Genomic DNA, 18,293 nt, shown 5'->3' with positions numbered 1-18,293 from the left:
GAGCCGCCGTGTCAAGTGCCGGACCGAAACACGCGATCTATGAAAATCTCGCCGAGGTGGCGCAGGCGTTGGGCCATGCGCATCGGCTCGAACTGTTGGAGCACCTCGCCCAGGGCGTGCGCAGCGTCGAGGAGCTATCGGCCCGTGCTCATCTGACGTTCGCCAATACGTCCCGCCATCTGCAGATCCTCAGGCGCGCGCGACTCGTCGAGACGGCGCGTCGGGGTAAACACGTTCTCTATCGCTTGGCCGGCGATGCCGAAGTGGTCGCGCTGACCAAGGCGCTGGGTCGCGTCGGCGAGCGGAACATCGCAGAGATCGGCCGCGTCGTGACCGACTACTTCCACGCCCGCGACGCGCTCGAACCGGTCTCGCGAGATGATCTGGTCGCGAGATTGCACGATGATCTGGTTACGGTGCTTGATGTCCGGCCCGAAGACGAGTTCGCTCTTGGCCATCTGCCGGGCGCGCTCAACATTCCGCTTGCCGAACTGGAACGACGCCTTAGCGAACTTCCTAAAAGCCGCGAGGTGATCGCCTACTGCCGTGGCCCTTACTGCGTTCTTTCTTTCGAAGCGGTCGCAGCGCTCCGGACGCGAGGCTATCGCGTCCGCCGGCTCGAGGACGGCTACCCCGAATGGAAAGCCGCCGGCCTGCCGGTCGAATCCGTCACTTGAGACAAGCGGATCTGGCGCATCATGGATGACAAGCCTCACCGCGCAGGAGCCGCGTGGCCGATTGTTGGCCTGAAGGACCACAACGCGCCCTCGGTGTTTCGGCCCGAAGCCCTGTTGAGGGAGGCGCGTCGGCAGAGGCAGTTGCCGCTCTTCGCTGTCCCCGAAATCTGCGTGCTCGATCCGGACGGTGATGTCGTCCGTCACCTCAAGCGGACCGGCGCCGGCCGTATCCATGAAGGTTGGGCCTGCTATCACACCGAGCTTCTTGCCTTCGATCTCGACGGCATCGGCGAGGTCGGCATCGTCGGCTGCGCCGTCGGCGCTCCGTTCGCCGTCCTGGTCGCCGAGCAGCTCTTCGCGTCCGGCTGCCGGCTGCTCGTCAGCGTGACGTCCGCCGGACAAATCACTCCAATCGGACCCACGCCATACTTCGTCCTGATCGACCGCGCCCTGCGCGACGAAGGGACGAGCTATCACTATTTACCTGGCTCCACGTTTGCCGAAGCACCTGACGTACCGCTTCTCGCGCGAGTCGAGCAGGCCGGGCGGGCTCTGCCGGGCATCACGCTGCATCGGGGGGCGACGTGGACGACCGATGCGCCCTACCGCGAAACCGAAGCGTCGATCGCGCGTGCGCGCGATCTGGGGACGTTCGCCGTCGAGATGGAAGCCGCTGCTCTCTATGCCTTCAGCGCGGCGAGCGGCCGTCCCGTCGTCTGCTTCGCGCACGTCACGAATGCGATGGCGCAGACGGAAGGCGACTTCGAGAAGGGCGAGGCCGACGGCGCGAAGGCGACGCTCGCGGTCGTCGCCGCTGCGGCTCGCGGCTGGTCGGCGACTTCAGCAAGCTGAATCAGGAAGGCAACTCGGCCGAAACTTCACTTGCCTCACGGGCGTTGGAATGTCTCGCATTCTGCGTTTAGGACCACGGCGGCTCTTCGCCCGCCGCGACTGCCTCGTGGTTGATCGTGACACCCGCCGAACGCAATCCAGTCAGCAATACAGTTCTTACAGAGGCAGGATCAAATCCAATATCCTTGGCGTTTGGTGGATGGGCCTCGCTCTCCTTCAATCGGAGCGCCAAATGCAATTGCTCGCAAAGGTGCCGAACGACGAGATTGACTTGATCGTCAGTCATCATTGTCTTCTCCTGCTATCCCAACCCTACGCTCATGGTTGCGGGGGCGGCCCGTCTGGCGCACCGGAAATGACCAAGCGGCGATTGGAGCGACGTTTTGGCTTTCGGACATTGAATCCGATCAGCACAATGCGGATGAGCTTGACTAGTGCCGTTCGGCTTCGGCTTCTTGTTCCAACTGCGAGATGCGTACCCGTAGCGCGTCGAACGTCTCTTCGGCTGCCTCGCTAAACAGCGGATCCTCAGGATTGGACATAGCCGAAGCGATCTCCGTCCAATCTTGAGGCTCGAGAGCCTTCACGGCAGCGGGAAAGAAATCGCGATCTTCCATCGTGATGTGGCGTCGCTCGTGCTCGATGAAATCGTGAACGATGGCATGCACGTCTTGCCGAAGGAGTTCGCGGCCCGCAAGAACATTGTCAATCTCACGAGCGACACGGCGCAAAAGTTCGGCCCCTTTCTGGTGTTCGCGAGCGAGATCACCGATCTTCGCAGCCGCACCGGGATCGCGAATTTTTAACTTGGCGAAGACCAGGTCTTCCTGAGGGTGGTGGTAAACCTCGGGGTAAAGTTCGAAATAGCTAATGACCGCGCCAATAACCTCATAATCGGGGCGGTCGCCCAAGTCGAAAACCTGAAGCTCCCGCTCAAGGATGGCGAGCAGTTTCTCGATATTGCGGTGCTCTTGGCTTAAGCGCTCAATGATCATTGCTGTGATCCACAAAGTGACCGATTGAGAAGCTTTGAAAGCTTAGCCCGAAGTCGCCTCAGCTTCTTGCGCTAAATCAAGTCCCGGGCGCATGGTGCGCCATCCTCCTATTCTAATCGCGTATTTTGCTACTGGCGCGTCACGAACGGGAGGTCTGGTTTTGAATGTCCGCTAATGTCCGCTCTTGGGTCGCTGTTGGGAGTTAACCCGACACCAGTCGGCCAGCCGCTTAATGAGTACACGCCCTAGTCACCTCGCTTCGTTCGACCGCTGCGCAAATTGCAACGAGAGAACGCGCTGCGCTCATTGGCCAGCGACCTGCTGCAGCGTGTTGAAGCGCGCCTTCTGCTCGCTGCTCAGCGTGGCATAGAACTCGTCCAGGGCAGGCTCTACCAGCCTGGCGGCCGTCAGCATGGCCTCGAGCCGGTGCTGCATCGCCTCCAGCCGTCCGACCGGCGTCAGCGGTACATCGTTCGGGCAAGCCGCCTGCAGGCCCTCAACGCCCTTGGCTGTCGCTTCGCTGAGGCGGTCGAGCGCCTCCTTCTGCCTGCCTGCGGGGTGGAGCACTGCCTCGATCCTTTGGATCGGCAGCTGGGTCAGGCCGGACTTCGGATCGCCACAGCCCTCGGCACTGGCTTGCTGCTGCGGCGAGCGCTCGCCGACATTGGGACCGAGCGCGTTGAAGCTCGCCTGCTGCTCGTCACTGAGCGAGTTGTAGAAATTCTCTAGTGCCGGCCGCACGATCTTGACGGCTTCCAGCGTCGCGTTGATGCGGTTCATCATCGCGCGCAGGCGGCCAGGCGGGGTCAGTGCATAGGTCTCCGCGCAGGAGTCCTTGAACACACCGGCAGCGTTGGCCGCCGCGGTCTTCAGCTCGTCGAGCAGTGCGCGTTGCTCCGGTGTCGGCCGCACGGCCCGCGCGATGTCGGCAAGCGGCCAGGCGGTCACCCCCTTGTCCGGTGTGCCGCACAATTGCTGGAGCGTCTGCGGGCTCACGCTGGCGCGCTGGCGAACGCGGCCGCCGCCAGCTTGCGGGTAGTCGTACGGGTTGATGCTGGCATAGGCGGAATAGGGGCTGTCGCCGCCCCAGAACACGGTGTCGACGAAGTCGTCATACGCGTACGCCCAATAGCCGGGCTCGTAGGCATAGGACCAGAATGTGTAGTCGAAAATGTCGGAATAGGCATAAGGCCAGAACACCGGCCCAAGCCAGGCCACGAACACCGCGGGATGGCGGTGACGCCAGGCCTGCCGGGGAGCCCAGCCGCTCTGGCGGGTGGTGAGCGCCGCCTGGGCTTGCGCAGGGGCCTGCTCGCGGAAGCGCTCGGCAAACCGCCCGCGCTGGGCGGCCTGCGCGGCGGCTGCGGCAGCGGCTGCAGTCGCTGTCGCCCGCGCGGCCGGAGCTTGTAGTCCAAGCCGCTGCTGGCGCGCCAGGTCGCTCTGCTGAGCGCGCTGCTCACGCTCGAGCAAGCGGTTCTGCGTCTGGAGCGTCCGTTGCTGCTCGCGCAGCGCCCGCGCGCCCTCCGGTTTCTGCGATTGGAGTTGCTGCACGCGCTGCTGCAGGCGATCGATGCGGGTCTGGCGTTCCGTCGTCTGGCGCGACAGCATCTCGCGCTGGCGCTGCTGCACCATCTCCTGGCGCTGCTGGATTTGCTGCTGGTGCTGCTGCGCGCGCTGTTCGATCTGATCCCGCCGCGACAGCCGCTCGCTTGCGGCCGGCGGTCCGCTGGGCCGCGAGGGGGCGACCGAGGGAGCGGCGATGTGCGGCGTCGGCCTGGGTGCCATGGCCGGGCGTTGCGGTGCTGCCGGCGCGCGATGGAATTCAGGCCGCGGCGCCGCCACGTGCGGGGCCGCCCGCGGTGGCGGTGCAGCGAAATGTGGGGCCGGGCGCGGTGGCGGTGCGGCAATATGCGGCGCAGGATGCGGCGCCATGGCCGGTCGCTGCGGCATGGCCGGGGGATGGAAAGCCGGCGCGGCGGGACGTGCCATGGGTGGCGGCGCCGCCGGACGGGCCATGGCCGGTGGTGCTGCTGGCCGTGGTGCCGGCGCTGCGGCAGGCCCCGGTGGCCCGCCTCTTCCATGTCCCTGGCCGGGTCCTTGGGCGAACGCACCGACGCTCGCCGCCAGCATCGAGGCACCAACTAAAACAGCCGTCAGGCAAACGCCACGCGGAAGCATGATTGTCGCTCCCAGCTCGTAATCGCCCACGACTTTCAACGCACAGCTGGCGGAATCGTTCGTTGTTGGCCACGACCGGCATTGCGATCTTCCGACGCAGGCAGTCTCAAGAGAAGTCCTGCGTCAGGGTGGTGGCGAGCCGCTCCAGCGCCCAGTCGACCTGGTCGCTTGTGATCACCAGCGGCGGAGCGATGCGGATCGTTTGCTCGTGGGTATCCTTGGCGAGGATGCCCTTGCCCTGAAGCGCCTCGCAGTAGCGGCGGGCGCGGCCGGCCTCGGGATGCAGCTCGACCGCCAGCATCAGGCCGCGCCCGCGCACCTCGCGGATCGTATTGGCGCGGATGTCTTTCAGGCCTTCCAGAAAGCGCGCGCCCTGCCTGGCCGCGTTCTCGATCATGCCTTCCTCGACCAGCACGCGCATCGCCGCGCGCGCCACCGCGCAGGCAAGCGGGTTGCCGCCGAAGGTCGAACCATGCTGCCCGGGTCGCAAAGTCCCGAGCACGTCGTTGTTCGAGAGCACGGCCGACACCGGATAGAAGCCGCCGGACAGGGCCTTGCCGAGCAGCGTCACGTCCGCCTCGATACCCTCGTGCTGTTCGGCGAGCAGCTTGCCGGTGCGGCCGAGCCCGGTCTGGATCTCGTCGAGCACCAGCATCAAATTGTTGGCGGTGCAGAGCTCCCGGACCTCTGTGAAATAGCCGGCTGGAGGAATGATGACACCGGCTTCGCCCTGGATCGGCTCGACCAGGAAGGCGACCGTGTTTGGGGTGATGGCCTCCTCCAGCGCCGCGGCGTCGCCGAACGGGATGATCTTGAAGCCCGGTGCGAACGGCCCGAAGTGCCCGTGTGTCTCGGGGTCGGTTGAAAAGCCGACGATGCCCAGCGTGCGTCCGTGGAAATTGTTGGCGCAGACGATGATCTCGGCTTGGCCGTCCGGCACGCCCTTCACCTCGTAGCCCCATTTGCGGACCGACTTGATCGCGCTTTCGACCGCCTCGGCGCCGCTGTTCATCGGCAGCACCTTGTGGGAACCGGTGAGCGCGGCGATCTCCTCGTAGAACAGAGCGAGCTGGTCGTTGTGGAAGGCCCTCGAGGTGAGCGTCAATCTGTGCGCCTGTTCGACCATCGCCGCCAGGATCTTGGGGTGGCAGTGGCCCTGGCTGACCGCCGAATAGGCCGAGAGGCAATCGAGATAACGGTTGCCGTCGGTATCCCAGACCCAGACACCTTCGCCGCGCGACAGGACGACCCCGATCGGCGCGTAATTATGGGCCCCAAACCGTGCTTCCGTTGCGATGAAATCAATGACCGACGAGCTCATCTGTGGTCACTCCATTGCTGGGCGCGGGGGCGTCAACCGACTGCTCCGGCGGCCTTCAGCTTGATTTGGGTATCAGTCGGCCGCGTTGAAAGCCTCCATGAGCCGATGGCGTGGCGCGGCCCGATTTGCCCGAAACGTCAGATGGTTCTGCTGAACCACAAGGTGTCCCGTCGACCCGGCCTCTACTGTGCATGGGGTTGTTTTCGACATTTTTTTGTTTGGGCCCTCAGCGAAGCGTGCAGGGCACGCTCAAAAACCCGCGGAACCGCACCCGTCCGCCCCGCACCGGCTGGCCGCTGACGGCATAGTTCGGGAAGCGCGCCAGGAAGCGGGAGATCGCAATCGCCCCTTCCAGCCGCGCCAGCGCCATGCCGGCGCATTGATGCGCGCCGGTGGCGAAGGCGAGGTGCCGGTTCGGGCTCCGCGCGATGTCGAAACGTTCGGGGTCCGGAAACTGCGCGGGGTCGCGGTTGGCCGCCCCGATGCACAGCGTCACCGACGTCCCGGCCTCGAGCATGACGCCGTCGAACTCGACCTTTTCCGTGGTCATGCGGTTGCCGAGCTGGTTCGAGCTCTCGTAGCGCAGCATCTCCTCCACGGCGGTCTTGATCAGGTCCGAATTGTCGATCAGGCGCTGCTTCTGGTCCGGATTGCGGTCGAGCGCGACGAGGCCGTTGCCGATCAGGTTGGTGGTGGTCTCGTGGCCGGCATTGAGCAGGAAGATGCAATTGTGCAGCAACTCCTTCTCGGTCAGCCGCTCGCCATTCTCCTCGCCTTGAATGAGCCGCGTCAGCACGTCGCGCTCGGGATTGCCCGGCTTTGCGCGCCGCCGTGCGACCAGTGTTTCGAGATAGGCGAGGAAATCCGTCACCGCCTTGTTGCCGCGCGCGGCGGCCTCCGTCGACACCACGGGTTCGAGCGCGCCGAGGATTGCCAGCGACCAGTCGCGCAGCGGTCCGCGCTCGTCATGGGGCACGTCGAGCAGATTGCCGATCACCTCGATGGGAATCGAGGCGGCGAAATCCTCGATCAGCTCACACGCGCCCTTGGCGGCGATGGCGTCGAGCAGGCCATCGACCAGCTTGATGAGATCGCCCTCCATGCCCGCGATCGCACGCGGCGACAGCGCGCCCATGATCAGGCGGCGCACGCGGGTATGCGAGGGCGGGTCGTTGAAGACGAGGCTGGTGGTGTGGTGCTCGTAGAGCGGGGTGTCGCCGTATTTCGGTGCGAACTCGCGCTTCTTGTCCGAGCTGAACGACTTCGTGTTCTTGTAGGTGGTGACGAGATCGTCGTAGCGGGTCAGGAACACGGTGCCGTTCGGCAGGCGCTTGACCGGCTCGTTCTCCCGCAGTGCACGATAAGTCGGATAGGGGTTGTCGTAAAATTCAGGCGTCAGCTTCTCGAGGTCGAAGCTTGCCGCCAGTTCCTTCGCATCTGCGTTCATCCCGTTATACTCGCCGGTTAAAGCCGTTATGCCGTTTTTGTTGTTCTGGTCGGCGCGTGCATGCGTCTACAGTCTTTGCACCTTGCTAGCCGACCGGACAGGAAAATGCACGCACGCGCTGACGCTGCCGAAACGGTGCCGAACTGGCCCGACGATATTTTTGCGACCTTGCAACGCTTCGACGTCCGGCAGGTGCCTTACGTGCCCGATGCCGGTCATTCGAAACTGATCCAGCGCGTGCTGGACTCCTCCACCATGCGCGGCATTCCGCTGACGACGGAGGAGGAGGGCGTCGCGCTGCTCGCCGGCGCCTGGGCCGGCGGCCAGCGCGGCGTCTTGCTGATGCAGTCGAGCGGCGTCGGCAATTGCATCAACATGCTGTCGCTGATCCCGATCCTGCGCTTTCCGTTCCTCACGCTCGTGACCATGCGCGGCGAGTGGGGCGAGTTCAATCCGTGGCAGGTGCCGATGGGATCGACCACGCAGGGCGTGTTCGAATTGTCGGGCGTCCAGGTGCTGCGCGCCTCCAGCGCGGCGGAAGTTCCTGCGGTGCTCGAAGCTGCTGCATCGCAAGCCTACAACGCGCTCACGCCCACCGCAGTCCTCCTGTCGCAGCGCCTGATCGGCGCCAAGGTTTTCACCAAATGAGCAAGGCCAATCTCCTCGACCGCCGCCAAGTGGTGTCCACGCTGCTGGCGAACCGCAAGGACGTGGTCGCGATCGGCGGCCTCGGTGCCTCCACCAACGACATGTGCGCGGTCGGCGACCACGCCCGCAACTTCTATCTCTGGGGCGGCATGGGTGGCGCGGCGATGATCGGGCTGGGTCTGGCGCTGGCGCAGCCAAAGCTGCCGGTGCTGGTCATCACCGGCGACGGCGAGATGCTGATGGGCCTGGGCAGCCTTGCCACCATCGGCCTGCAGAAGCCGTCCAACCTCTCGATCGCAGTGCTCGACAACGAGGCCTATGGCGAGACCGGCGGCCAGACCAGTCACACCTCCGCGGCCGCCGACCTCGTCGGCGTCGCGAGGGCCTGCGGCATCAAGGACAGTCAATCGATCTCGACCATGGCCGAAGTCGAGGCCTTCGCCAAAGCCGTCCATGACGTGTCGGCGGGCCCGCGATTTGCCAATGTGAAGATCGACAGCGCCAGTCAGGAGCGAATTCTGCCGACGCGGGACGGGACCTACATCCTCAACCGGATTCGCGGTGACCTCGGCTTTCAGCCGATCTAGCTGACGGGCCTGCCCCATTCCTCCGACGTCCTGCACGCGGGCCGTGCAGGTTGGATCAATTTCCACTGATTTTACGCCGCATGCAGGTTGCGATGCAGCATAGTGCTTGACTTTTGCGTGGGTGAGTGCTTACTCACTACCATGAGCTCATTGCGTATGACGAGCGACCTGAGGCGTCAATTGATCCTCGGTGCCGCGAAACGCTGCTTTGCCCGCCACGGATATAACGGCACCACGACGAAGAGCGTGGCGGCCGCTGCTGCCATTTCCGAGGCGCTGCTGTTCAAGCATTTCCCGTCCAAGGCGGCGCTGTACGCCGAAATCCTCAGCGACGAATGCGAGGCCGACCCGGCGCTCATCGATCTGCTCGAGCGGGAACCGTCGACGGCCACCCTGGTCGAGCTGATCCGCGGCATGGTCCAGCACTTCCTCCACGTCGCCGACGGTCCCGACCAGGAAGAAGCGCAGCGCCTGCGACTGATGGCCACGAGTCATTTGGATGATGGCGAATTCGCCCGTCTGCTATATGCCAAAATCGAGAAGCTGATCGGGGCGGTCTTCGTCGCCTCGCTCGAGCGTGCGGTTGCCGGCGGTGACGCGCGGCCATTCAGCGGCGATCCGCTCAACCTGTTCTGGTTTGCGCATCACACGGTGATGATGGCTGCGCTGACCAGGCTGCCGGCTGCGCCCTGTCTCGCTTATGGCAAGGCAAACGAGCTGGAGCGGCAGCTCTGTGAGTTTCTCCTGAGGGGTATCGGACTTAACGACGCCGCAATTGCTTCGCATTTGGGCCGCGATCAGGCCGCGGATGCGGGCAAGACGGCGATTGCAGAAAGTGCATGACATGAACATCGTAGCCGAACACAAGATTTCGGGCGAACCGATTGACAACAAGGCTCCCAAGCGTCCGGTCAGGCCGGTGCTCTGGTTTGTCATCGTAGGCGCGCTGCTTGCTGTGCTCGTCGGTGGCCTCGTCTGGTTCAATTCTTTCCGCGGCCAGATGATCAAGCAGTTCTTCGCCAACAACAAGCCGCCGCCGACCGCAGTCAGCGCGGCCGAGGCGAAGTCCGAGGTGGTGCCGAACCTGCTCACCGCAGTCGGCGGCCTTGCCGCCGTGCACCAGGTCGACGTCAGCGCCGACGTCAACGGCCGCGTCACCGAGATCAAGTTCGAGCCGGGTACGCATGTCGAGGCCGGCACGCCGCTGGTGCAGTTCTTCGACATGCCGGAGCAGGGCGACCTCGCCAACTACAAGGCTCAGGCGACCGTCGCGCAGCTCTCGCTCGATCGCGCCAAGCAGCTGGCCTCGCGCCAGTTCGGTCCGCAGGCGACCGTCGATACCGCGCAGGCTGCCTACGACCAGGCGCTGGCCGGCATCGCCAAGACCGAGGCGGTGATCTCGCAGAAGCTGGTGCGCGCGCCGTTCTCCGGCGATCTCGGCGTCCGCAAGGTCGAGGTCGGCCAGTATCTGACGGCCGGCACGGCGATCGTCTCATTGACCGACCTGTCGGAGCTGTGGGCCAACTTCACCGTGACGGAAAAGGATTCGGGTAACCTCAAGGTCGGCCAGCCGGTCCGGCTCAAGGTCGACGCCTATCCGGGCCGCACCTTCGACGGCAAGATCACCACCATCGAGCCACAGATTGCGGCCGACACCCGTAACATCCGTGTGCAGGCAACGATCGCCAATCCCGACAAGATCCTGAAGCCGGGCATGTTCGTGACCACCACGGTGGTGCTGCCGAGCAAGCCGGCAGTGATCACCGTGCCGGAGACGGCGGTCGACTACACGCTGTACGGCGACTCCGTGTTCGTGATCACCGAGAAGAAGGAAGAGGACGGCAAGACCAGCCTCTCCGCGGTGCGCACCTTCGTGCAGACCGGCAGCCGGGTCGATGGTCGCGTCGAGATCATCAAGGGCGTGAAGGCGGGCGACAAGGTCGTCGCCGTCGGCCAGCTCAAGCTGCAATCGGGCGCGGCGGTGTCGATCTCGACCGACCCGGCGCCGCAGATTCCGGCGCAGCCGCCGCGCTACTGATCCAATACATCCAAGTGATCCGGCCTCGCCGGATCACTTTTCTAAAGACATCAAAATCGAGATCGCCGCGATGGCCTTTACCGATATTTTCATCAAGCGCCCGGTTCTATCGGTCGTCGTCAGTCTGCTGATCCTGCTGATCGGCCTGCGCGCGGCGATGGTGCTGCCGATCCGGCAATATCCGAAGCTGTCGAACACGGTCATCAACATCACGACCGTCTATCCCGGCGCGTCCGCAGACCTGATCCAGGGCTTCATCACCACGCCGATCGAGCAGGCGGTCGCTTCCGCCGAAGGCGTGGACTACATGACCTCGTCCTCGGTGCTCGGCACCTCGACGATCCAGGTCTACATCAAGCTGAACTTCGATCCGAACCAGGCGCTCACCGAGGTGCTGGCGAAGACGAATTCGGTCAAATACCTGATCCCGAAGGAGTCGAACGACCCGATCGTCACCAAGACCACGGGCCAGACCACGGCCGTGATGTATCTCGGCTTCTCCTCAGAGGAGCTGTCGGGTTCGGCCATCTCGGATTATCTGACGCGCGTGGTGCAGCCGGTGCTGTCGACCGTCGACGGCGTCGCCTCCGCCGATATTCTCGGCGGCCAGACTTTTGCGATGCGGCTGTGGCTTGATCCCATGAAAATGGCCGGCCGCAACGTGTCGCCGGCGGACGTCGCCGCTGCCATCCAGGCCAACAACTTCCAGTCGGCGGCGGGGCAGACCAAGGGCTACCTGATCGTTTCCAACATCTCGACCAACACCAGCCTTACCGACGTCAACCAGTTCAGGAAGATGATCGTCAAGGCCAAGGATGGCGGCTTCGTCCGGATGGAGGACATCGCGACAGTCGAGCTTGCCGCGCAAAGTACCGACGCGAGCGTCGCCTTCAACGGCGAGCATGCGATCTTCATCGGCGTGAACGCAACGCCGCAAGGCAATCCGTTGACGCTGGTCAAGGGCGTGCGGGCGCTGTTCCCGGAGCTTGAGCGCAATCTGCCGCCCTCGATGAAGATGAAGGTGGCCTACGACTCGACCAAGTTCATCCAATCCTCGATCGACGAGGTGGAGAAGACGCTGGGCGAAGCCGTGATCATCGTGATCGTGGTGATCTTCCTGTTCCTGGCCTCGCTGCGCTCGGTCATCATCCCGGTCGTCACCATTCCGTTGTCGATGATCGGCGTCTGTACCTTGATGCTGGCGCTGGGCTTCAGCTTCAACCTGCTGACCTTGCTCGCGATGGTGCTTGCGATCGGTCTCGTGGTCGACGACGCCATCGTGGTGGTGGAGAACATCCACCGCCATCTGGAAGAAGGAAAGACGCCGGTACAGTCGGCGATGGAAGGCGCGCGCGAGATCGTCGGCCCCGTCATCTCGATGACGATCACGCTCGCCGCGGTGTACGCGCCGATCGGCTTCCTCGGTGGCCTCACTGGTTCGCTGTTCCGCGAATTCGCCTTCACGCTTGCCGGTTCGGTGATCGTATCAGGCGTGATCGCGCTGACGCTGTCGCCGATGATGTGCTCGGTGCTGCTGAAGAACACCGAAGAAGGCCGCTTCGCCAAGCTGGTCAACCGGGTGTTTGGCGCGATGACGCGCTGGTATGGCCGCAGGCTCGACCGCTCGCTCGACTACAAGGCGATCACCGGCCTGTTCGCGGTGACGATCCTCGGCCTCGTCGGCTTCCTCTATATGCACACCTCGAAGGAGCTGGCGCCGGAAGAAGATCAGGGCATCGTCTTCGCGGTGACCAAGGCGCCGAAATACGCCAACATCGACTATGTCGATTATTACGGCGATAAGCTCGACAAGGAGTTCCAAAAGTTCCCCGAGACCGATCTGCGCTTCGTGCTGAACGGCATCAACGGCCCGCAGGGCGGCATCGCCGGCATGCTCTTGAAGTCATGGGACGAGCGCAAGCGCTCGTCGATCCAGCTGAAGCCGCTGGTGCAGGCCGAGCTTTCCAAGATCGAGGGCGTGCAGGCCTTTGCGTTCAACCTGCCGCCGTTGCCGGGTGGTCCCGGCGGTCTGCCGGTGCAGATGGTCATCAACTCGACCGCGGGCTACCAGACCGTCTTTGAGCAGATGGAGAAGCTGAAGGACGCTGCGCGCAAGAGCGGCATGTTCATCGTCTCCGACAGCGACCTCGCCTTTAACCAGCCGAGCGTTCAGGTCACGATCGACCGCAGCAAGGCACAGGATCTCGGTGTCAACATGCAGAACCTCGGCTCTACGCTCGCGGTTCTGCTCGGCGGCAACTACATCAACCGCTTCAATCTCGAAGGCCGGTCCTACCAGGTGATCCCGCAGGTGCCGCGCGCCAACAGACTGTCACCGGAGTCGCTCGGCGGTTACTATGTAACCACCAACACCGGCCAGCAGCTCCCGCTGTCGACCGTGGTCTCGATCAAGACCAGGACCGACCCGAATTCGCTGACGCACTACAATCAGCTCAATTCGGCGACCTTCTCGGCCGTGCCGATGCCCGGCGTGACCGTTGGCGCGGCGGTGGACTTCCTCGAGGGCGAGGCCAAGAAGCTGCCGGCCGGCTTCAGCCACGACTATCTGGCGGACTCCCGGCAATACGTCCAGGAAGGCAATCAGCTCGCGATCACCTTCGGTTTCGCGCTGATCATCATCTTCCTGGTGCTGGCGGCGCAGTTCGAGAGCCTGCGTGACCCGTTCGTGATCATGATCTCGGTGCCGATGGCGATCGTCGGCGCGCTGATCCCGCTGTTCTTCGGCGTGGCGACCATGAACATCTACACCCAGGTCGGTCTGCTCACCCTGGTTGGCCTGATCACCAAGCACGGCATCCTGATGGTGGAGTTCGCCAACGAGCTCCAGGTCAAGGAGCGGCTCGACCGCCGTTCGGCCATCGAGATGTCGGCCCGCATCCGCCTGCGGCCGATCCTGATGACCACGGCCGCGATGGTGACCGGCCTGATCCCGCTGCTGACCGCGACCGGTGCGGGCGCGGCCAGCCGCTTCTCGATCGGCCTGGTCGTCGTCGCCGGCATGTCGATCGGCACGCTGTTCACGCTGTTCGTGCTGCCCGCGGTCTATGTGGTGCTGGCGACCGACCATCGTGCGGCGGCCGATTCAGAGCGGAACAAGCAGGTCAACGAGCTCGACCTGGGCGCCAAGGCGCTGCGGCCGACCTGAGGCCGCAGGCAAGCCAATCGGAGGGCGGCAGCGGCGGGTCCGCTGCCGCCCTTTTTCGTTGGTGGCCTGGCGCCGGCCCCGATCCAGCGGGTCCGCAGCCGGGCAGGCGAGAGACAAGGTCGGGTCTTCTTGCTAGGTTCCGCGGGATGAGCCTCTCCCTCCATCCAGACACACCGCAAGCCAGGACGTCGCCGAGCACGGCCTCGAATGGCGTCGTGTCGGGCGAAGCGCCCGGACGGGGGATCAGGACCCGGCTGTTCGCCAAATACGTCGCGCTGTTCGTGGCCGTCGTCGCCGTCGCGCTGCTCGCCAACGGGCTGTTCGAGGTCTTCTTCTATTATCGCGAGCACAAGGCCTCGCTGATCCGGGTCCAGCATGAGCAGGCCGAGGCGGCTGCGGCCAAGATCGGCCAGTTCGTCAAGGAGATCGAGAGCCAGCTCGGCTGGACCACGCAGCTGCCCTGGTCGGCGGGCTCGATCGAGCAGCGCCGGTTCGACGCGCTGCGGCTGCTGCGTCAGGTGCCGGCGATCACCGAGCTCGCCCAGGTGGATTCGACCGGCAAGGAGCGGTTGCGGGTCTCGCGGCTGGCAATGGACGCGATCGACAGCGGGATCGACCTGTCGGCCGATCCAAAATTCACCGAGGCGGTCGCCCGCAAGGTCTATTACGGGCCGGTCTATTTCCGCCGTGACTCCGAGCCCTACATGACGCTGGCGCTAGCCGGCGCCCGCAAGGATGCCGGCGTCAGCATCGCCGAGGTCAATCTCAAGCTGATCTGGGACGTCGTCTCCCAGATCAAGGTCGGCGAGCACGGTCATGCCTATGTGGTCGGCCCGGAAGGGCGTCTGATCGCCCATCCCGACATCAGCCTCGTCCTGCGCAACACCGACATGTCTGGCCTCGCACAGGTGCGCGCCGCGCAGGCTGGAAACGGCACCATGTCCGACGCGCTTCCTGAAGCGCGCAGCATCCAGGGCCAGAAGGTGCTGACCGCGTCGGCTCCGATCGCGCCGCTGCACTGGACCATGTTCGTCGAGCTGCCGGTCGAGGAGGCCTATGCCGCGCTGTACGCCTCGCTGCAGCGGCTCGCGATCGTGCTGCTGGCAGCGTCGATCTTCGCTGTGCTCGCCGGGATATTTCTCGCGCGCCGCATGGTCGGGCCGATCCAGGCGCTGCGCAGCGGCGCCGAGCGGATCGGCGGCGGCGATTTTGCGCAACGCATCTCGATCAAGACCGGCGACGAGCTCGAGGGGCTCGCGGACCAGTTCAACGACATGGGCGCGCGCCTGCAGGAATCCTATGCTGACCTCGAAAACAAGGTCGATCAGCGGACCGCCGAATTGCGCGAGTCGCTCGAGCAACAAACGGCGACATCGGAGGTGCTCGAAGTCATCAGCTCCTCTCCGGGCGAGTTGGAGCCGGTGTTCCAGAAGATGTTGGAGAATGCGACCCGCGTCTGCGGAGCGAATTTCGGCACGATGAATCTGTGGGACGGCGAGAAATTCAATATCGTCACCGACTACAACATCCCGTCCGAATTCTCCGCGTTCCGCAAGCGGACTCCGATCTTTCCGCATCCAGGAACGACGCTGGCTGCAATCATCGCGACGCATCAGCCGGCGCAGATCAGTGATTTGAGAGAAAGTCCCGGTTACAAGGCCGGTGTTCCCTTTGTCGTCGGAATGGCCGACGTTGCCGGCGCCCGAACGCTTCTCTCCGTACCTATGCTGAAAAAGGATGATCTGATCGGCGCGATCACGATTTTTCGACAGGAGATTCGCGGCTTCACGGACAAACAGGTCGCGCTGGTTGAGAACTTTACCAAGCAAGCCGTCATCGCGATCGAGAATACGCGCCTGTTGAAGCAATTGCGCGAGCGTACGACCGAGCTGTCGCAATCGCTCGACAACCTGCGCGCCGCGCAGGATCGCCTGGTCCAGACGGAGAAGCTCGCCTCCCTCGGCCAGCTGACGGCCGGCATTGCCCATGAGATCAAGAATCCGCTCAATTTCATCAACAATTTCTCCGCGGTCTCGACCGAGCTGATCGACGAGCTCAACGAGGTCCTGCAATCGGCCTCGCTCGACGACAAGACCAGGGAAGAGGTCGTCGAGCTGACTGCGATGCTCAGGGGTAATCTCGAGAAGGTGGTGCAGCACGGCAAGCGCGCCGATTCCATCGTCAGGAACATGCTGCTGCATTCGCGCCAGGGATCCGGCGAACATCGCCCCGTCGATATCAACGCGGTGGTGGAGGAAAGCCTCAATCTCGCCTATCACGGCGCGCGCGCCGAAAGGCCCGCCTTCAACGTCACGCTCGAGCGCGCGTTCGACCCCTCCGCCGGCATGGTGGATATCTATCCGCAGGAGATCACGCGTGTTCTCCTCAACCTGATCTCGAATGGCTTCTACGCCGCGGCCAAGCGCAAGGAGAGTGCGGCGGAAGGTTTTGAGTCCACCCTGAGCGCGGCAACGAGAAACCTCGGTGACAAGGTCGAGATCCGGATCCGCGACAACGGCACCGGAATTCCGCCCGAGGTGAAGGAGAAGCTGTTCAACCCGTTCTTCACGACAAAGCCGGCCGGCGAAGGCACCGGGCTGGGCCTGTCCATGAGCCACGACATCGTGGTGAAGCAGCACGGCGGCACCATCGACGTGAAGACCGACGCCGGTGTATTCACCGAATTCATCATCACGCTGCCGCGGACGATGGCAGCGGGCGACACACCCGGAGGCAAGACTTGAACGTTTATATCCTGGTCGTCGATGACGAGCCCGACATCGAGCCGCTGTTCAGGCAGCAGTTCCGGCGCGACCTGCGCACCGGCCGTTTCCAGATGGAGTTTGCGCCCTCTGCGGCCGATGCGCTGAGGCGTGCCGCCGAGGTTCGGGATCCTTCGCTGATCCTGATCCTGTCAGACGTCAACATGCCCGGCATGAGTGGGCTCGACATGCTGCCGAAGGTGCGCGCCGACTATCCGCATGTTCCCGTCATCATGATCACCGCCTATGGCGACGCCGAGACGCGCCGGAAGGCGATCGAGCGGGGCGCCCACGGGCTCCTGACCAAGCCGATCGACTTTGCGTTGCTGCGCCAGGAGATCGATACGAGGCTCGAGCAAGCCGCATGACCGCGACCATCCTCTTCGTCGACGATGAGCCGGACCTGGAAGCGCTGATCCTGCAGAAGTTCCGCAGGCAGATTCGCGATGGGCAGCTCGCCCTGATGTTCGCCCGCGACGGCATCGAGGCGCTGGAGTCGCTGGAGCAGAACCCGCATGTCGACATGGTGGTCTCCGACATCAACATGCCGCGGATGGACGGGTTGTCGCTGCTGGCGAAGCTCCAGGAGGCCGAGGACAAGAAGTCGACCATCATCGTCTCTGCCTATGGCGACATGAGCAACATCCGCACCGCCATGAACCGCGGCGCGTTCGACTTCCTGACCAAGCCGATCGATTTCGCCGATTTGGAGACCACGATCCAGAAGACCATCCGCCATGTGGAGATGCTGCGCGACGTGCGGCGGCGCCAGATGGAAGCCGAGCGCGCCCATGCCTCGCTGTCGCGATTCTTCTCGCCGGAGATCGCAAGACGCCTGGCGGCGGATGTCGAGGGCGACGGCATGGAGGTGCAGTGGCGCGATGTCGCCACCCTCTTCACCGACATCACCGGCTTCACCTCGCTGGTCGAGACCGCGCCTCCGCAGACGCTCGGCCAGCTCCTCAACGAATATGTCGGCGGCATGACGGAGATCGTGTTCGCGCATGAGGGAACGGTCGCCAAGATCATCGGTGATGCGATCCAGGTGCTGTTCAATGCCCCCGGCGACCAGCCGGACTATGCGACGCGTGCGGTTGCCTGCGCGCATGCTCTCGACGCCTGGGCGCAGGATTTTTCGGCGCGCTGGAAAGCGAAAGGGGTGAATTTCGGGACGACCCGCATCGGTGCCCATGCAGGTCCTGCGCTGGTCGGCAATTTCGGCGGCAACCGCTTCTTCGACTACACGGCCTATGGTGACACCATCAATATTGCGGCCCGGCTCGAGGCGGCGAACAAGCATCTGGGAACGCGCATCTGTGTTAGCGCCAGCGTGGCGAAGGGAGCGGAAAATTTCCATGGCCGCCCTGTGGGGGAGCTGATGCTGCGCGGACGCAGCGAGCCGCTGCGTGCGTTCGAACCGCTGCCGCAGGACAGGTTCGAAGCGCCGGCGACGGCGCAATATTCCGAAGCCTTTGCCAAGATGGAGGCCGGCGATGCCGCGGCCATGCCGGCTTTTGCGGCGCTGGTAGGCGTCTACGCCGACGATCCGCTGGCCGGGTTTCACCTGAAGCGTCTGCTCAACGGCGCCAAGGGCATTCGCATGCAACTGGAATAGGAGTTCG

15 protein-coding genes are annotated in these 18,293 nt (G+C 64.1%); 10 read left to right on the top strand and 5 right to left on the bottom strand.

Going from position 1 to position 18,293, the window contains the following annotated elements; all coding sequences use genetic code 11:
* Window positions 1–8 precede the first annotated feature (8 nt).
* On the top strand, window positions 9–677 hold the full coding sequence (locus JQ635_RS34300; protein ID WP_211414190.1) for an ArsR/SmtB family transcription factor: 669 nt from the start codon (window positions 9–11) through the stop codon (window positions 675–677).
* Between the two features lie 21 nt (window positions 678–698).
* Window positions 699–1,529 carry a nucleoside phosphorylase gene (locus JQ635_RS34295; RefSeq protein ID WP_211414189.1) on the top strand — a complete coding sequence of 277 codons (831 nt, stop codon included), beginning with the start codon at window positions 699–701 and terminating at the stop codon, window positions 1,527–1,529.
* A gap of 67 nt (window positions 1,530–1,596) precedes the next feature.
* On the opposite strand, the gene JQ635_RS34290 is transcribed toward JQ635_RS34295, so the two are convergent.
* From JQ635_RS34290 to JQ635_RS34270, 5 genes are all read right to left on the bottom strand, one after another.
* Window positions 1,597–1,818, bottom strand: a complete 222-nt coding sequence (locus tag JQ635_RS34290; RefSeq protein WP_211414188.1) for a hypothetical protein — start codon at window positions 1,816–1,818, stop codon at window positions 1,597–1,599.
* Between the two features lie 142 nt (window positions 1,819–1,960).
* Entirely contained in the window at window positions 1,961–2,524 is a 564-nt protein-coding gene (locus JQ635_RS34285; protein ID WP_211414187.1) for a hemerythrin domain-containing protein, read from the bottom strand.
* A gap of 303 nt (window positions 2,525–2,827) precedes the next feature.
* Window positions 2,828–4,309 carry a Spy/CpxP family protein refolding chaperone gene (locus tag JQ635_RS34280; RefSeq protein ID WP_246583940.1) on the bottom strand — a complete coding sequence of 494 codons (1,482 nt, stop codon included), beginning with the start codon at window positions 4,307–4,309 and terminating at the stop codon, window positions 2,828–2,830.
* Window positions 4,310–4,808: 499 nt separating this feature from the next.
* Window positions 4,809–6,023, bottom strand: coding sequence for an ornithine--oxo-acid transaminase (gene rocD, locus JQ635_RS34275; protein WP_211414186.1), 1,215 nt, complete (start codon window positions 6,021–6,023; stop codon window positions 4,809–4,811).
* 226 nt (window positions 6,024–6,249) lie between these two features.
* Complete coding sequence (locus tag JQ635_RS34270) at window positions 6,250–7,470, bottom strand: cytochrome P450 (RefSeq protein WP_211414185.1); 1,221 nt, start codon at window positions 7,468–7,470, stop codon at window positions 6,250–6,252.
* A gap of 105 nt (window positions 7,471–7,575) precedes the next feature.
* On the opposite strand from JQ635_RS34270, the gene JQ635_RS34265 reads away from it, so the two are divergent.
* The 8 genes from JQ635_RS34265 (at window position 7,576) to JQ635_RS34230 (ending at window position 18,286) form a co-directional block, all read left to right on the top strand.
* Window positions 7,576–8,118 carry a phosphonopyruvate decarboxylase gene (locus tag JQ635_RS34265; protein WP_211414184.1) on the top strand — a complete coding sequence of 181 codons (543 nt, stop codon included), beginning with the start codon at window positions 7,576–7,578 and terminating at the stop codon, window positions 8,116–8,118.
* Entirely contained in the window at window positions 8,115–8,705 is a 591-nt protein-coding gene (locus JQ635_RS34260) for a thiamine pyrophosphate-dependent enzyme (protein WP_211414183.1), read from the top strand. The genes JQ635_RS34265 and JQ635_RS34260 overlap by 4 nt, the downstream gene beginning before the upstream one ends.
* A 141-nt stretch (window positions 8,706–8,846) precedes the next feature.
* Window positions 8,847–9,548, top strand: a complete 702-nt coding sequence (locus JQ635_RS34255; protein ID WP_211414206.1) for a TetR/AcrR family transcriptional regulator — start codon at window positions 8,847–8,849, stop codon at window positions 9,546–9,548.
* Window position 9,549: 1 nt separating this feature from the next.
* A complete protein-coding gene (locus tag JQ635_RS34250; RefSeq protein ID WP_211414182.1) occupies window positions 9,550–10,743 on the top strand; it encodes an efflux RND transporter periplasmic adaptor subunit in 1,194 nt (397 codons plus the stop codon).
* Window positions 10,744–10,813: 70 nt separating this feature from the next.
* Entirely contained in the window at window positions 10,814–13,909 is a 3,096-nt protein-coding gene (locus JQ635_RS34245) for a MexW/MexI family multidrug efflux RND transporter permease subunit (protein ID WP_211414181.1), read from the top strand.
* A gap of 146 nt (window positions 13,910–14,055) precedes the next feature.
* Window positions 14,056–16,653 carry an ATP-binding protein gene (locus tag JQ635_RS34240; protein ID WP_211414180.1) on the top strand — a complete coding sequence of 866 codons (2,598 nt, stop codon included), beginning with the start codon at window positions 14,056–14,058 and terminating at the stop codon, window positions 16,651–16,653.
* On the top strand, window positions 16,650–17,039 hold the full coding sequence (locus JQ635_RS34235) for a response regulator (RefSeq protein ID WP_211414179.1): 390 nt from the start codon (window positions 16,650–16,652) through the stop codon (window positions 17,037–17,039). The genes JQ635_RS34240 and JQ635_RS34235 overlap by 4 nt, the downstream gene beginning before the upstream one ends.
* Window positions 17,036–18,286 (top strand): adenylate/guanylate cyclase domain-containing protein, encoded by a 1,251-nt coding sequence (locus tag JQ635_RS34230; RefSeq protein ID WP_211414178.1) that lies wholly within the window; start codon window positions 17,036–17,038, stop codon window positions 18,284–18,286. The genes JQ635_RS34235 and JQ635_RS34230 overlap by 4 nt, the downstream gene beginning before the upstream one ends.
* The last annotated feature ends 7 nt before the right edge of the window (window positions 18,287–18,293 follow it).

Origin of the sequence: Bradyrhizobium iriomotense, assembly GCF_018130765.1 — a bacterium.
Taxonomy (GTDB): Bacteria; Pseudomonadota; Alphaproteobacteria; order Rhizobiales; family Xanthobacteraceae; genus Bradyrhizobium; species Bradyrhizobium iriomotense_A.
Note: the sequence above shows the minus strand (reverse complement) of the source record. Positions and strands in the feature narration are given on the sequence as shown.

What these genes read in the sequence shown, in the direction of transcription:
- JQ635_RS34295 (WP_211414189.1), top strand. Translation starts at nt 699, where the DNA reads ATGGATGACAAGCCTCACCGCGCAGGAGCCGCGTGGCCGATTGTTGGC.
- JQ635_RS34290 (WP_211414188.1), bottom strand. Translation starts at nt 1,818, where the DNA reads ATGATGACTGACGATCAAGTCAATCTCGTCGTTCGGCACCTTTGCGAG.
- JQ635_RS34285 (WP_211414187.1), bottom strand. Translation starts at nt 2,524, where the DNA reads ATGATCATTGAGCGCTTAAGCCAAGAGCACCGCAATATCGAGAAACTG.
- JQ635_RS34280 (WP_246583940.1), bottom strand. Translation starts at nt 4,309, where the DNA reads ATGGCACCCAGGCCGACGCCGCACATCGCCGCTCCCTCGGTCGCCCCC.
- rocD (WP_211414186.1), bottom strand. Translation starts at nt 6,023, where the DNA reads ATGAGCTCGTCGGTCATTGATTTCATCGCAACGGAAGCACGGTTTGGG.
- JQ635_RS34270 (WP_211414185.1), bottom strand. Translation starts at nt 7,470, where the DNA reads ATGAACGCAGATGCGAAGGAACTGGCGGCAAGCTTCGACCTCGAGAAG.
- JQ635_RS34265 (WP_211414184.1), top strand. Translation starts at nt 7,576, where the DNA reads ATGCACGCACGCGCTGACGCTGCCGAAACGGTGCCGAACTGGCCCGAC.
- JQ635_RS34260 (WP_211414183.1), top strand. Translation starts at nt 8,115, where the DNA reads ATGAGCAAGGCCAATCTCCTCGACCGCCGCCAAGTGGTGTCCACGCTG.
- JQ635_RS34255 (WP_211414206.1), top strand. Translation starts at nt 8,847, where the DNA reads ATGAGCTCATTGCGTATGACGAGCGACCTGAGGCGTCAATTGATCCTC.
- JQ635_RS34250 (WP_211414182.1), top strand. Translation starts at nt 9,550, where the DNA reads ATGAACATCGTAGCCGAACACAAGATTTCGGGCGAACCGATTGACAAC.
- JQ635_RS34245 (WP_211414181.1), top strand. Translation starts at nt 10,814, where the DNA reads ATGGCCTTTACCGATATTTTCATCAAGCGCCCGGTTCTATCGGTCGTC.
- JQ635_RS34240 (WP_211414180.1), top strand. Translation starts at nt 14,056, where the DNA reads ATGAGCCTCTCCCTCCATCCAGACACACCGCAAGCCAGGACGTCGCCG.
- JQ635_RS34230 (WP_211414178.1), top strand. Translation starts at nt 17,036, where the DNA reads ATGACCGCGACCATCCTCTTCGTCGACGATGAGCCGGACCTGGAAGCG.